Origin of the sequence: Nostoc sp., assembly GCF_036916575.1 — a bacterium.
In the GTDB taxonomy this organism is placed as follows: Bacteria; Cyanobacteriota; Cyanobacteriia; order Cyanobacteriales; family Nostocaceae; genus Nostoc.
On record NZ_JBALGC010000017.1, the window covers coordinates 85,688 to 100,078 of the forward strand.

A 14,391-nucleotide genomic window follows, 5' to 3' on the forward strand; every position below is an offset into this window, starting at 1 on the left:
TAAGTCCATTTAGTAATAAAAAAACTGGGTTTTATACTAATTTGTTATCTAGCAATGAGTGAAAACGAGCAAGTAAAACCAAAGAAACCACCAATAAATAGGGGTATAGAAAAAATTCGCACGATGATCGAAGGGTTTGACGATATTAGTCATGGTGGTTTACCTGTTGGTAGAACTACCTTAATCAGCGGCACATCCGGCACAGGCAAAACTTTATTATCTCTTCAGTTTCTCTATAACGGTATTACCTACTTTGATGAAGCAGGAGTATTTGTTACCTTTGAAGAATCACCCAGTGATATTATTAAAAATGCCGATATTTTTGGGTGGAATTTACCACGCCTAATCGAGGAAGGCAAGTTATTTATTCTCGATGCATCTCCTGATCCTGAAGGTCAAGATATCGTTGGTAATTTTGACCTTTCTGCACTCATTGAGCGCCTGCAATATGCCATTCGCAAATACAAAGCTAGACGAGTTTCTATCGACTCAATAACAGCGGTATTTCAACAGTATGAAGCAATGGGAGTAGTGCGGCGCGAGATTTTTCGCCTAGTAGCACGTCTCAAACTCCTGAATGTTACCACTATAATTACTACTGAACGTAGTGAAGAATATGGTCCTGTTGCCTCTTTCGGAGTGGAAGAATTTGTTTCCGATAATGTAGTAATTGTTCGCAACGCTTTAGAAGGAGAACGCCGCCGTCGCACAATTGAAATTCTCAAGTTGCGCGGCACAACTCATATGAAAGGCGAATATCCCTTCACGATTACTAATGAAGGTGTTAACATCTTCCCACTGGGAGCAATGCGCTTGACTCAACGGTCTTCTAATATCAGGGTATCTTCTGGTGTCAAAACCTTAGATGAAATGTGCGGTGGTGGTTTCTTTAAAGATTCAATTATTTTGGCAACAGGAGCCACAGGTACTGGCAAAACCTTGTTAGTCAGTAAGTTTATTCAAGATGGCTGCCTGAATGGAGAACAGGCAATATTATTTGCTTATGAAGAATCACGCGCCCAACTATCTCGCAATGCTTCCTCTTGGGGAATTGATTTTGAAGAATTAGAGGATCAAGGTTTACTCAAAATAATCTGTACCTATCCGGAATCAACTGGTTTAGAAGACCACTTACAAATTATTAAATCAGAAATTGCTGTCTTCAAACCAGCCCGCATCGCCATTGACTCCCTATCAGCATTAGCTAGAGGAGTAACCAATAATGCATTTCGGCAGTTTGTAATTGGTGTGACGGGTTATGCTAAACAAGAAGAAATTACTGGTTTTTTTACCAACACAACCGACCAATTTATGGGATCACATTCGATTACTGACTCCCATATTTCCACGATTACCGATACAATTTTGATGTTGCAGTACGTAGAAATTCGTGGAGAAATGTCACGAGCAATTAACGTATTCAAAATGCGCGGGTCTTGGCATGATAAGGGCATTCGCGAGTATAATATCACTGCTGACGGTCCCGATATTAAAGATTCTTTCCGGAACTACGAACGAATTGTCAGCGGTGCACCTACTCGCGTTAGTATCGATGAAAAGGCGGAACTTTCTCGCATTGTTAGACGTTTTGAAGACAAACAGAGTTCCGAACCCTAAATTTAGTATCGTAGTATATTCTTTCCTAAGTTTAGTATCGTGCTATATTCTGTGGTGAAGAAAGGTTTTCTGCCGCTAGATTGATTTTCGTGTGAGGGGATGCGGTGAAAGGACAGCAATTATTTTATAGCTTCTTACCTGGTGTGACGGCAGCGGTCTTAACAACTCAGCCTATTTTGGCTGGTACTGTGAAAGAAACTGGGGTACAGGTGACCTCTTCTCCTAGTGTTTTGACTTCTACTTCTGGTCAAGACTTGATTGTGGACACCATGAATACGCAACTGCCTAATAGTGCAGATGTTAGTGTTCCAACCTTAGTACCTGCTTTTGGTTTTACTAAACTTAGTGTGAAGCCTTTAAGTAATAACAGTATTCCAGTGTTTACGGCTGGAAATACTGTTGTGCCAATAAAACAAGTACTTAAGAAAGATGAAGGTAGATTTTTCAGTTTGATATCTAGCTCTAATCCTTCCCAACAGCTTGATGTCAGCCGTTCTACTCAAAATAATCAAAAACAGAGTAATACAAGCGCCTATGGGCAAAAATTAAAGAGGATAGTAGTTCCCAACTACACTTCAAAATCCTCTTCTGTTCAAAAAGAAATTTTGTCCCTGTCTTCTGCACAGCAGCCAGTGGTTCAAAAGATAAATACTGTTACTAAGTTGCAAACATTTTTACAAACTTCAGCCACAGGTGTAGGAGCAGCAAAATTGCTGTCAGCGCAGAGGTGTCCACAGGAGTTGAGAAAAAGTAAGACTGACTCCTTGACTAATTTGCTACTGGCCTCAAGCGCCTGCCTAGAAAAAAGTACTATTGGCCGCGTGGCTCAGAGTAATACTCCAATTCCCACAGATTCGACGCTAACTCCGATTGTGCCGACAACCGTAATTCCTGCACCAGGGGGTTCAGTACCACCTCCCACTGTACCAGGAACCGTAACTCCTGCGCCGTCAGGGGCGGTGCAAATTCCCGATAACCTGATTCCTAACTCAAATCCCTTGCAATTTCCCACCAAACCAGAGGAAGTGAGATTTCAGGGAAATCAGCCGATTACTTTAGCACAGGCTCTGGAGTTAGCACGGCGTAACAATCGCGATCTACAGGTGTCCTTATTGCAGTTAGAACGCTATCGAGCGGTTCTACGCGAGGCGCAAGCTGGTTTATTGCCCACTCTGGGAATTAGCACGGATATTACTCGTAGTCAGTCTCCTAATGGTCAGCTTCAGGACAAATTAAGCGCTCAAGATCCGTTCGTCGCTAAGGTAGATCGACCCAGTACATCTTTTACTGGTCAAGCACAACTTTCATATAACCTCTACACCTCTGGGAGAGTGCAAGCTAACATCAGAGCGGCTGAAGAACAAGTACGTTACTATGAGTTGGCTGTAGAAACTCAGTTTGAGACAATCCGTCTGAATGTTGCCACAGACTACTATAATCTGCAACAAGCTGATGAACAAGTACGCATTGCCCAGTCGGCTGTGCAGAACTCTGAGGCTAGTTTGCGTGATGCAGAAGCTTTAGAGCGAGCTGGGGTTGGTACGCGGTTCGATGTGTTGCGATCGCAGGTGAATTTAGCAAATTCCCAACAAGATTTGACTAATGCTAGATCCCAGCAGACAATTTCCCGTCGTCAATTAGCAACTCGGATAAGTTTACCGCAGGCGATAAATATCAGTGCCGCTGATCCTGTACAGTTAGCTGGTCTTTGGAACCCAACGCTAGAACAAAGTATTGTGCTGGCTTATCAAAATCGTCCGGAACTGCAACAGAATTTGGCACAACGCAATATTTATGAGCAACAGCGTAGGCAGTCCCTTGCGGAGCTGGGTCCTCAAGTTAGTTTGGTCGCCGGCTACAACCTGCTAGATCAGTTCAATGATAATGTCAGCGTTACTGATGGTTATTCATTGGGAGTTCAGGCAACCCTAAATTTGTATGATGGAGGAGCAGCAAGAGCAAGGGCAGATCAGTCAAAAGCTGATATTGCGATCGCAGAAACTCAATTTGCTGAACAGCGCAACCAAATTCGCCTTCAAGTAGAACAAGCCTATTCTACCCAGCAAGCTAATTTAGAAAATGTTCAAACCTCTAATACCGCTTTAGAACAAGCTAGGGAAGCTCTACGTTTAGCGCGTTTGCGATTCCAAGCTGGTGTAGGTACTCAAACTGATGTCATTAACTCTGAAAACGACCTCACTAGAGCTGAAGGTAATCGAGTCACAGCAATTTTGGATTACAACCGCGCTTTAGCTCAGTTACAACGGTCTGTTACCCTCAGAGCATTACGCTAGTACTGTTGACTTCTCTCCCAATTAAAAATTCTAAAAGCCTCATTGAAAAATGAGGCTTTTAGTTAAAAAAGACGCGAAATTGGACTGGGCTTCTCTACGAGACGCTCTTGCTAGCTTGCTTCTCCGTAGGAGTACGCCCCCTGTGCTAACGTCCCGCTGTGCTAACGCATCTCTACACGCCTAAAATTTCCACTGATAAGCTGAAAGTCATCTAAATTGCAAACCTAATTAAATATCAGTCTTGTGTGATGGACAACATGAGCGCCCTCTATATACAAATTAAATATGGCACAGCTTAATCCTTAAGTGAACTGTTCAAGACGGATTTTGAATTCTGAAAGCGCTCCCAAAAACGTATTTATAACAGGAATTTTGTGAAATGATATAACATAACTGAGTGTTCGTAGTTTACCGCCGTAGGCATCGCTCGCCTTGTCAAAGACTCATGACTAAAGTAACATCTCAAGAAATTGCACAGTTTCGCTCTCAATTGGCAGATGATAAGAGCGATATGGAAGCGCTGGATTTGATTGAAGACTGTGATGGAGATTTAGAAGATGCGGCGATGACGCTAGCTATCCGAGCCGGACAACAACCAGAAAGAGCAAATTCCGAGTGGTTAGATGCCTTGGCTAGAAAATGGCGTGTGGTCATTTGCGAACAAGAATATCGGGAAGATTTGCTTAATACTTCACTTCAGAAGATGATGGAAAATCTAAAAGCAACGCCGACGTTTCCTAAGATTTTGGCAACACCAGTTTTGATATATGTCCTCAAGCAAGGCGTGAACAATTTTTGTGAACCACTAGATTCGCTAAAGTGATCAGCCCATGTATATTTAACTTGTGCAATCACGGTTTGCAGTTGAGTTCAATACAGACCTAACCCCCAACCCCTTACGCCAGTTGCTATAACGGATAGCGCAGCGTAAAGCCTTCTCTACCTTGGGCTGCGCCAACGGCATGGCTTCTCTACAAGACGCTACACGAACGCTTAGAGCGAGTTCTTCTCCCAAGGGGAGACGCCCGCCGTAGGATGCCCGTAGGGCTGTAGGGCGACCGAGCGTCGGAAACCCCCGCAACGCACTGGCTCCCCTACTAGCGTTGGGGAGTAAGACTCCTAACTCCTGTACAGACGCGATTAATCGCGTCTGTACTCCTACCCAATGCAAGATTGATTCGACCAGGACTGATACGCTGTTAATTAAGGCAAAACTCTATTAAACAAATTGTAAAATCAATGAATTACCTTGTTGCCGTATTACCAGACCGCATTCAAGCCGAAGCTGCTTACTTAGCTTTAGAAAAAGAAGGCATAAACAGTACTATTTTGGGGAGGGGGTATAAAACGGCTGACGAGTTTGGCTTAATTGACCCCAAAGACCAAGCCAAAAAGCAAGCGCAACTGATGGCAACCTGGCTGATACCATTTGGCTTTTTTGCAGGTTTTACATTCAGCCTAATCACTGGTTTAGATACTTTTGCCTGGGCAGGTGAAGTTGGCAATCACATCATTGGTGGACTGCTGGGTGCTGCTAGTGGTGCTATGGGTGGTGTTTTAGTGGGTGGCGGAGTCGGTTTACTCGTAGGTAGTGGTGATGCATTACCTTATCGTAACCGCTTAGATGCGGGTAAATACTTAGTTGCTGTTCAAGGTTCTGAAACTCTCACTCGGCAAGCAACTCGAATATTACGTCAGTTTGATCCAGAAAATATCCAAGGTTATGCTGACACAAATAGCGCGTAATGAATCATAGTTTACACATCACGACACAGCGACTTGAGTTGCTTCCCTGTTCTTTGGAGGTGGCGCAAGCCGTTGTGATCAAAAAGATTTATATTAATTAATATGGTTTGCCTCATTTACCCTTACCTACTAGCAGCTTAATTTTCAACTCCTAACTCCAAACTCCTAACTCATACCTCCTAGCTCCTAGCTTATAACTGATAATTTTTAAGAATGTTGCCACGAGAAGAACTTTTAAAAGGTGTAGAAAATCGAGATAGTGTAGCTCGTGTAATTGACCAAGCAGAGCAAGCCATCAAAACTTGGGAAGTGGTTTTGACAGATTTTCTATCCCCCCCAGAGTTGGCGGAAATTCAACGGGTGTTTAACCGATTAACAGAAGTGCAATTGGCGGCGTGGGGTGGATATCCGCAAGCTGAACGCCAAAGAATAGCGATCGCTCGTTCAGAACTTCCCTTAGATCAATCTCAAGTCAGCCTTGTCGCCGTTGAAATTGCTGGTAATTTCCTGTTTGATACCGCCTCTCACCGCGACTTTTTAGGCGCAATGTTGGGAACGGGAATTGTCCGTGAAAAGACGGGAGACATAATTGTCTTGGGAGAACGAGGGGCGCAGGCGATTGTTGCACCAGAGTTGGTGGAATTTTTGGAAATGAATCTTAAACAGGTGCGATCAGTTCCTGTGAAAACTCAGCGGATTGAGGTAACTGAATTAAAGGTTCGGGAACCCAAGAAAAAAGAATTAACTACTGTGGAGGCTTCTTTGCGATTAGATGCGATCGCATCTGCTGGTTTTGGCATGTCCCGCAGCAAAATGGTTGATTTCATTGATGCTGGTGATGTCCGCGTCAATTGGAAGGAAGTTACCCAAGCTAGTTCTCAAGTCAAATCAGGCGACTTAATCGCTATTCGCTCTAAAGGACGTTTAGAAATTGGGGAAATCGCCGTTACAAAAAAAGACCGTTACCGAGTTCAATTAACAAGATATATGTAATAAGTGAGGAGTGAAAAGTTTGGAGTTTTAAATACACCAGTTTTTTTAACTCCAAACTCCTGTACAGACGCGATTGATCGCGTCTCTACTCCTAACTGCCAACTATATACTTAGGATTTAAAGTGTTTTGCTAACATATTCAACAGAAGTTTGCGCGGTACAAGTCGAGATAATTTGCTTCTAATTTGAGTAGTAGTATCAGAACTAATAACAGTTGGATAGCCTTTTTCCAAAGCGTCTAAACATTCCCAGACAACTTTTTCGGAAGAATACACTTTATCTGTAGTACTTGCCAGCGCTGGAGGAAAATTAGCTTCTGCAAAAAAGTTTGTTTCTATTGGCCCTGGACAAGTGACTAAAATACGGACACCATATTGACGATTTTCTGCCCATAGTGCTTCACTAAAGCTGAGAATAAAAGCTTTACTGGCAGCATAAACAGAAAGGTATGGTATTGGTTGAAATGCGGTAATAGAAGATACGTTAATAATACTTCCAGAACGACGTTGCCGCATCAAGGGTAGAAATTTATGGGTTAAATCCACCAATGCCAAAATGTTTAATTGTACGATTTTGACTTGTCTTTCTCCATCTCCTTCAGCAAAGTCCCCATAATAACCAAAACCAGCATTATTAATTAATATGTCTATGGTTAATCCCTTTACTTTAGTGGTATCAAATACAGCAGCAGCTGCATTAGGTTCTGTCAGGTCTTTGACTATAACGTCTACTTGAATTTTGTGTTGTTCTTGTAGTTGTTTAGCTAATTGACCTAGTTTCTCTTCAGAACGAGCAACGAGTACAAGATTTGTCTTGCGTGCAGCTAGTTCGTGGGCAAAAGCTTTACCAATACCACTAGACGCACCAGTAATTAAAGCAGTTGGCATTCTACATATTAAGATAGTTTGTAAGCACCATTAAAATATTAGCTATGCTGGCTATAAGTTTTAACTACCCAAAGTGATATGCCCAAAAGGGTAAAAGCAGCATTTAGTACTGAAGTCTGAGTGGAGGCTTTCTCCACTCAAAACTTCTGCTTCGCTAAGACTTGACTTTCGGAAGCGAAGTGAATTCTCCAACTACGCCGATATGGGAGATTCTTAAATCTTCTTCATCTGTATATTGAATAGACGAATCGATTTTTCCTGGTAATTCTCCGTCTTTGCATGACCACTCAAATACAAATTTAGAGTCTAAATGCTTGAGGTTAGAAAATATCTGCTTCCATTGGCTTCGTCGAATTCGATTTCCCCACCTTGATTGTAAGTCTTTCGAGTAGGCTTCCTGTGGATAAACAAAGAAATCAAATGGTCTTTCATTTAAATTTTTGTGATCCACTAAATGAATGAGATGGAACATAAACCCATCTTCAGAGAGGCCACTTACAAGATTTTCTAAAAGTGGCACAACATCATCAACTGGCACATGCTCTAACACAGATTTAGAGAAAATGAAATCTATTTTTTCTTTAGTAGGTAATTTTTGAGATAAATCAATAGGAGCAACGTATTCTATACCCAAGTCTTTTAAGACTTCTACGGAGAAATTTCTTAATGAAAGCAGTTTCTTTAAACGTAAGCTGATAATCTCACGATCTTCAAATGTAGATAGACTATCTAAAATACTCCAATCTACAGACTTACAGACGGCTTTCAAAATATTTTCGGGTTGTAATAACGGGTAAACATCGGTTGCATAAACCTTTTTTGCTCCGAGAAGGTAAAATACTAAGGAATGAGTCAATAACCATCCACTTCCAATTTCAAGACAAACTTTATCACGCAACACATATTTTTCTTTACCAGACTGAAGCAGATAGATAGCAATTTCATTGGCACAAATATCAAGCCTTTTGCCTGCAACAGCTAGCTTACTTGAATGCATTTTATTGTGGAAAGTTTGATATAGTTCAGATGATCTAATAGTCGATTTGGTTCGTTCATCAAAGAGACTCTTTACTAAATTTTTCATTTTGCACACCTCTGTTGCTTAAATTATCGTGAATTGAACACAACACTATTAACTGTACCAGTGAGATGAGTTCCTGTATAACAAAAGTATCTACCTTTTGTTGCTTATTATACGTCTTAATCCGAAAAAGATACGTAACTTTCCCAGAAAGCAAAGAAAGTAGGCTGAAACCCTTGAAATATCGTTGTCTATAATGCCCAAAAGAAGCTTAACCGAGCAGTATTGCATTGGATCATTCTTGTTATGGAGTTTTCTTAAAGCATAATTATCACTCCTTCGCCTCTTTTTTCTAAAGTAGAATGTCCTAAATAATAATTTTTCTCATGACAATTCAAAATGAATTTGAATTGCTAATTACCATTTTTCAGACCAATAGATAATTTCTGAAGCTGAACTATTAATTGCGACGCCGTAGCTATCTCCATGATTCCATTTGAAGCCAGGTCTACCTTTGTCATCTGTATTTAATACTAATATTTCATAAGTAGCTGGAAAAGATTCCGTAGGAAAGTCACTGGTGTAGAAAAAAGTTGTCGGCACACCGTTAGGCTGGTTTATGTGGTCGTTTGTGTTACCACCCATATATTTGTGTTTTGCACTACTTCTGTATTGTGAAAGTAATTTTTCTATCTCTTTTGGTGGCTGTTTCAGCCTAATTTGAAAAAAACTATTTCCTTGCAAAAATTCGGAAGAGTAAGCAATGCGAACGTCTTTGGCATCAATGGGAATCTCATTAGGAAAATGTTTTACTTGGTCATTATTAGACCATAGTTGATTACGAATTTCTTTGTAACGTGATGTATCAGTTATTATTTTAGGTTCGCTAGTACTACTAAAAGTTGTTCTCAGAAAAAAGCCTCCTCCGACAATACTAAGACTACCAAGGGCTAATAGAAATTGCGATCGCTTCATCAAGTTGGGTGCATCTAACTTTCATAGTCATATACCCAACTAATAAACTAAATTCGTACTATTGCGGATATCCTATCAGAGATATTAACAGAAACTTTGTGTATCTAGGGGAAATTCCGGATATTTGTAAAATTATTGTGAAGTTGATCAATGATTACCTAGTCAAAAACCCCAGGTTATCCTCGTTGAGACTAGTACTACTTTTGTAGCTAAACGAAATCAATTCCACAGCCATCCGTTTTTTTTTGAATTCTTCCTGATGCAGCAATAACTAAGGCGGATATATAAATAGTAGATGCACCTTAATTAAATCACAGCCCTCAACTTTTAGTTGAGGACTTTTTTTATTACTGACATTTTTTAATTTAGAAATAAAATAAATTTGCTTAGAAGTCTAATTTTCCCAGATATGGCAATCAATAAAGCGGATTGATAAATGGTAGATGCACCTTAATTAAACCATAGTCCTCAGCTTTTAGTTGAAGGCTTTTTTATTGGTAATATTTTTAACGCGTGAAAAAAATAACTTTGTACACAAGTTAAATATGCCCGGATATGGCAATCAATAAAGCGGATTAAGAAATGGTAGATGCACCTTAATAAATTACAGCCCTCAGCTTTAGGCTGAGGGCTTTTATTATTTAAATATAGATGGCAGCAAACTAGGAGCTAACCATACTGCATAACCAAGAAATCCAAACAATAAGGTAATCAGAACAGTAATGGCGTAGCTGATGCAAATTAATAAACCGTCAGATTCAATAGTGGCAACAGTCAAAAGTAAAATACCTATAGTGGGGATGGGATTTGTAAACGGAATTGGTAATATTAGTAATACTGTTAATAAAGAGATACAAAGCCCATTAATTCGCCAAATCAAAGGATTATGGGCTATTTTTGCCAATCGTGGACGGGCGATTTTCTGTAAAACTTTGGTAAGACGTCCCAAATTTTGCAAAAGTAACTGGGCGAAGGGACGAGGAAATTTGTAGTTAGCGATTCTTTTCGGCAGCCAAGGCGATCGCCTCCCTAAAACCATTTGCACTGACAAAAGTAAACAAGCACCACCAAAAGGGCCAGTTAATCCTGGTGGCATAGGAAATAAAAAGGGCAAAATTAATAATGTAATTACCAAGCAGAATCCTCGTTCTGAGGTTTCTGCCAAAATATCACCTAGAGTCAGCGGTTGTTCAGCTAGGCGTTGCAACAGGGACTTTATATCTTGAGAAAATCTCAGATGCATTTGGCGTGAGTTGATGCGAGTTCCCACATTTTTAGTAGGGGAGATGTCAGAAATGAGGGAGATGGAAGAGAATAACTCCTAACTCCTAACTCTTAATTTACTGGGGTACTAAAACAGCTATAGCTTTAGGTATAACGCGGAAATGAGCAGGTGTGTAGGTAGTGATTTCACCATCTGTATTGATAGGGCGCGGTTTGCGAGTATACACCTCTATTTCTTGACCTTGAAGAGAGCGTACACTCGGCCAATGTATATGTCGCCCTTCTCGCATTGCCGGAAATATTGGTATAATGTGTAACCAATGTCTAATCTCCAAACTATAGAGATCTAGCCTTTGGTCATCTATTGTGGCATCGTGAGCCACTGCCATACCACCCCCATAATAGCGGCCGTTACCCACAGCAATTTGCACTGTTTTCACGCGAATTGATTCATCCTTAATCACAATCTCCGCAGTAAAAGGTCTAGCTTCCCAAATCACTTGCAATGCAGTGGCGGCATAAGCAAATATTCCCCAACGACGTTTGACTTGTTTGGTAAGTCGCTGGGTAATTTTTACACTCAATCCCAGACTGGCAACGTTAAAAAAGTGCTTACCGTTCACCCAACCCAAGTCGATGCGGTGTAAATTTCCATAGGCAATAATTTTGCAAGCTTCGCTGAGGGAATTTGGGATTTCCAAAGTTCTCGCTAGGTCGTTAGCAGTTCCCAGAGGCAAGATTCCCAAAGGCAACTGAGTATCAACTAAAGCATCGACTGCGGCATTGAGAGTCCCATCTCCTCCACCAATGATTACCAAGTCAACTTGATCCTGATAGCGAAATATGACTTCAGCAAGATGTTTGGGGTCTTCTGTAGACTCCTCAATTAAATCAAAGCCGAGTGTCTTCAGATATTGAATCGCTTGCGACAGACCCTTTTGTCCTTGGCGGGCATGACGATTTACTAACAGCAGTGCGCGGGAACTCATGGGTAGTACCTTTTGTAGTTGATATGTCCAATTATCCGCATCTATGTATTCTGCTTTAAGTTGACTATAAAAAAGTGTTTAAGTTGTTATGACAATTATCAGCAATTCATTTCGTCAATGTTTATTATTTTGTGGTTACTAAGTTTTTAATTTCTATTTTATCTAGTTTATCTCTATTAGTCTTCAGTGTCTTACTAATAAATAGATATAATTATTACTCATTAAATAAATTTTTTAAGTATTTTTATTTATATTATTATGCTAATATTATATATGATAATCAGAAAAAATGCTAGATAAAGTAATATTTTTTGTTGGGAAAGATACATATTTATAAACTAATTTTGTCTAAATACTATTAATAGTTATAATTGTTTAACTTTTGCCTAAGAAGACATTTATATATATCAACTTCTGTGTGGCAGATTATAAATTATTTACGACTCTGAAGGCACTATTTATACTAATCTTTGCATTAACCCAAGGAACAAAGCTGTAACACAACGGCAATTATGAGCTAAGGAAGCCTCAGCTACTTCTGTTTCCCCTACTTAAATTTTACTTACTTAATGCCTGACTATCTAAGCGGCATAATTTTACTTTGTTGATGATCTTCGCACCTATTCTTTCATAGAACTTGATTCCACGCTCGTTAGATACAGCTACAGTCCAATCGATTCTACTACAACCTTTTTCCTGCCTAATCTTACCCAAACGTAGCATCAGCGCCTGACCAACTTTGTGGCTTCGATATTCAGCTTTGACATATAAATCATCAAGCCAAATTACAGGTTTTGCTAAAAAAGTTGAATAGATAAAGTGATAGGTTACTAACCCAATAATATCCCCATCAACTTCAGCCAGAAGAACAAAGGCAAGGGGCTTTTCTCCAAATAAATCAATTTCTAGCTTTTGAGGAGTTGCTTCTACAGATTCAGGACAACCATCAAATTCAGCTTTCAAATGAATCAATTCCATAATGGTAGGAATATCCCTTTGGTTTGCATCTCGAATTGAAATATTCCTGCCGTTCATGTTCTTATTTGCCCTTTCCCTAAAACTCGTATTGAGAGATAATTTCGGTCTCACTCTGTGCTGACTTTATCCACTCTTGCATTGCTGGAAGCGCCAAAATTGCCTCTACATAATCTCTATAAACAGGATCTAACTGCACATCATAGGCTACAAACCGCAAGACAACTGGAGCGAAGAATCCATCGGCAATTGTAAAATTACCAAACAAAAAATTGCCTCCAGCCCCAAATTTTTGGCGTGATTCTTGCCAGATACTGGTGATGCGGTCTATGTCTTGTTGTACAACCGATGTTAAACCTTTACCAGGATATTTAGTACGGCAGTTCATCGGCATATTCTGACGCAGATTTTGAAAACCTGAGTGCATTTCCGCACTGATGGAACGAGCGAATGCCCTTGCAGCCTCATCCTCTGGCCACCATTGCAGAGTTAGAAACGTTTCAGCTAGATATTCACAAATAGCTAGAGAATCCCACACCGTTTGTGTATCGTGCAATAACACAGGTACTTTTCCTGATGGAGAGTATTGCCGAATTTTGGAGGAATAATCTAGATTGTTGTAGAGAGGAATCCGAATTTCATTGAATTCCAAACCAAATTGTTTCATCACTAGCCAAGGACGGAGTGACCAAGATGAATAATTCTTATTTCCAATTACTAAAGTGAGTTGCGTCATATTTTTAATACCTATAAAGCTGTTCAATCCACATACACATATCAGTTTGGGTACCTGAAGAAAAAGATTTTCCAGTTGCAGGATCGTAAGCTTGCCAATAGATATTACCGTAGCGGTCAATCTTTTGCCAAACTTGTAATTCGTTAGGATCTGCTAAAAGTTTTTTGACAAAACTTTCCCAGATCCTACGTAGAGATTTAGATAAGTTTAAGTTGAATTTTTTCTGGAATAACGGACTAGAATTTATTCTTGTATCTTCTGTTGGTAGACACCTAATGTCATTGTTCATAAAATTATTTCTGAAAGTTGCTCAGTAAATAAAACAGTAGCAACATCTCAGTTAGGAATCAAATCATGGCTTGCATAGGTTCCATAAATATGATTTATAGATATGAAAAATCTTTAATACAAGCTTTTTAGCACAATAAAGTCAGGATATGTATAACTTTGTTCTTGTCAATTGACTATGAAATTCTCCTAACTCCGAGCCATAGTTGCAGTAGCAGATCGTGGTAACTTTAGTGAGGCAGCCTTAGAATTGCAGCTTTCCCAGCCTGCGATTAGTCATGCGATCGCTATCTTAGAAGAAGAATTAGGTGTGCCTTTATTTGCCAGAGGTCGTCACGGTGCTGTGCTGATACCCGCTGGAGAGCGCATCTTGTATCATGCTCGTCAGGCTATGCAGCATCTAGAGATGATGGAACATGAAGCAAATCTGCATAAAGGTTTACACGGTGGTCATGTGCGAATTGCGGCTTTTCGCAGCGTCGCCACTCATTTATTACCATTCACCACTACTAGAACGACGGTCGGGTAACTATGCAAAAGCTTCAAGGATGGCAACTTCAGGCATGAAAAAAGTCTATCAAAATGGTCAATCCCAAACTTTACAGGACTTATGCAAAAATGCAGTGAAAGCCTTGATTTAGCGTAG

The 14,391-nt window shown here is 40.1% G+C and carries 15 protein-coding genes; 6 read left to right on the forward strand and 9 right to left on the reverse strand.

Features of this window, described 5'->3' with window-relative positions; all coding sequences use genetic code 11:
- Positions 1–54: 54 nt before the first annotated feature.
- The 3 genes from kaiC to V7L29_RS05795 all read left to right on the forward strand — a co-directional run bounded on the left by kaiC (position 55) and on the right by V7L29_RS05795 (position 4,734).
- Positions 55–1,617: a circadian clock protein KaiC gene (gene kaiC, locus V7L29_RS05785; protein ID WP_334692611.1), complete on the forward strand. Its 1,563-nt coding sequence runs from the start codon at positions 55–57 to the stop codon at positions 1,615–1,617.
- Between the two features lie 104 nt (positions 1,618–1,721).
- Positions 1,722–3,911 (forward strand): TolC family protein, encoded by a 2,190-nt coding sequence (locus V7L29_RS05790; RefSeq protein WP_334692612.1) that lies wholly within the window; start codon positions 1,722–1,724, stop codon positions 3,909–3,911.
- A 445-nt stretch (positions 3,912–4,356) separates the two neighbouring features.
- Complete coding sequence (locus tag V7L29_RS05795; RefSeq protein ID WP_334692613.1) at positions 4,357–4,734, forward strand: hypothetical protein; 378 nt, start codon at positions 4,357–4,359, stop codon at positions 4,732–4,734.
- Positions 4,735–4,749: 15 nt separating this feature from the next.
- Here the strand turns inward: V7L29_RS05795 and V7L29_RS05800 are convergent, their stop codons facing one another.
- Positions 4,750–5,082: a hypothetical protein gene (locus V7L29_RS05800; RefSeq protein WP_334734828.1), complete on the reverse strand. Its 333-nt coding sequence runs from the start codon at positions 5,080–5,082 to the stop codon at positions 4,750–4,752.
- A 68-nt stretch (positions 5,083–5,150) separates the two neighbouring features.
- Here V7L29_RS05800 and V7L29_RS05805 point away from each other — a divergent pair, with 68 nt between their 5' ends.
- Both V7L29_RS05805 and V7L29_RS05810 read left to right on the forward strand, forming a co-directional pair.
- Complete coding sequence (locus V7L29_RS05805; RefSeq protein WP_334692615.1) at positions 5,151–5,657, forward strand: hypothetical protein; 507 nt, start codon at positions 5,151–5,153, stop codon at positions 5,655–5,657.
- Between the two features lie 213 nt (positions 5,658–5,870).
- A complete protein-coding gene (locus V7L29_RS05810) occupies positions 5,871–6,650 on the forward strand; it encodes a photosystem II S4 domain protein (protein WP_334734829.1) in 780 nt (259 codons plus the stop codon).
- A 110-nt stretch (positions 6,651–6,760) separates the two neighbouring features.
- Here the strand turns inward: V7L29_RS05810 and V7L29_RS05815 are convergent, their stop codons facing one another.
- From V7L29_RS05815 to V7L29_RS05850, 8 genes are all read right to left on the reverse strand, one after another.
- Positions 6,761–7,537: an SDR family NAD(P)-dependent oxidoreductase gene (locus tag V7L29_RS05815; protein WP_334734830.1), complete on the reverse strand. Its 777-nt coding sequence runs from the start codon at positions 7,535–7,537 to the stop codon at positions 6,761–6,763.
- 154 nt (positions 7,538–7,691) lie between these two features.
- Positions 7,692–8,621, reverse strand: coding sequence for a hypothetical protein (locus V7L29_RS05820; protein WP_334692618.1), 930 nt, complete (start codon positions 8,619–8,621; stop codon positions 7,692–7,694).
- A gap of 354 nt (positions 8,622–8,975) precedes the next feature.
- Positions 8,976–9,533 (reverse strand): hypothetical protein, encoded by a 558-nt coding sequence (locus V7L29_RS05825; RefSeq protein WP_334734831.1) that lies wholly within the window; start codon positions 9,531–9,533, stop codon positions 8,976–8,978.
- 637 nt (positions 9,534–10,170) lie between these two features.
- Positions 10,171–10,776 carry an exopolysaccharide biosynthesis protein gene (locus V7L29_RS05830; protein ID WP_334692620.1) on the reverse strand — a complete coding sequence of 202 codons (606 nt, stop codon included), beginning with the start codon at positions 10,774–10,776 and terminating at the stop codon, positions 10,171–10,173.
- A gap of 97 nt (positions 10,777–10,873) precedes the next feature.
- Entirely contained in the window at positions 10,874–11,746 is an 873-nt protein-coding gene (locus tag V7L29_RS05835) for a lipid kinase (protein ID WP_334734832.1), read from the reverse strand.
- 558 nt (positions 11,747–12,304) lie between these two features.
- Positions 12,305–12,781, reverse strand: a complete 477-nt coding sequence (locus V7L29_RS05840; RefSeq protein ID WP_334734833.1) for a GNAT family N-acetyltransferase — start codon at positions 12,779–12,781, stop codon at positions 12,305–12,307.
- A 19-nt stretch (positions 12,782–12,800) separates the two neighbouring features.
- Positions 12,801–13,457: a glutathione S-transferase family protein gene (locus V7L29_RS05845; RefSeq protein WP_334734834.1), complete on the reverse strand. Its 657-nt coding sequence runs from the start codon at positions 13,455–13,457 to the stop codon at positions 12,801–12,803.
- Positions 13,458–13,461: 4 nt separating this feature from the next.
- Positions 13,462–13,746, reverse strand: a complete 285-nt coding sequence (locus V7L29_RS05850) for a hypothetical protein (RefSeq protein ID WP_334734835.1) — start codon at positions 13,744–13,746, stop codon at positions 13,462–13,464.
- A gap of 201 nt (positions 13,747–13,947) precedes the next feature.
- Between V7L29_RS05850 and V7L29_RS05855 the strand changes: the two genes are divergently transcribed.
- A complete protein-coding gene (locus V7L29_RS05855; protein WP_334692642.1) occupies positions 13,948–14,274 on the forward strand; it encodes a LysR family transcriptional regulator in 327 nt (108 codons plus the stop codon).
- The last annotated feature ends 117 nt before the right edge of the window (positions 14,275–14,391 follow it).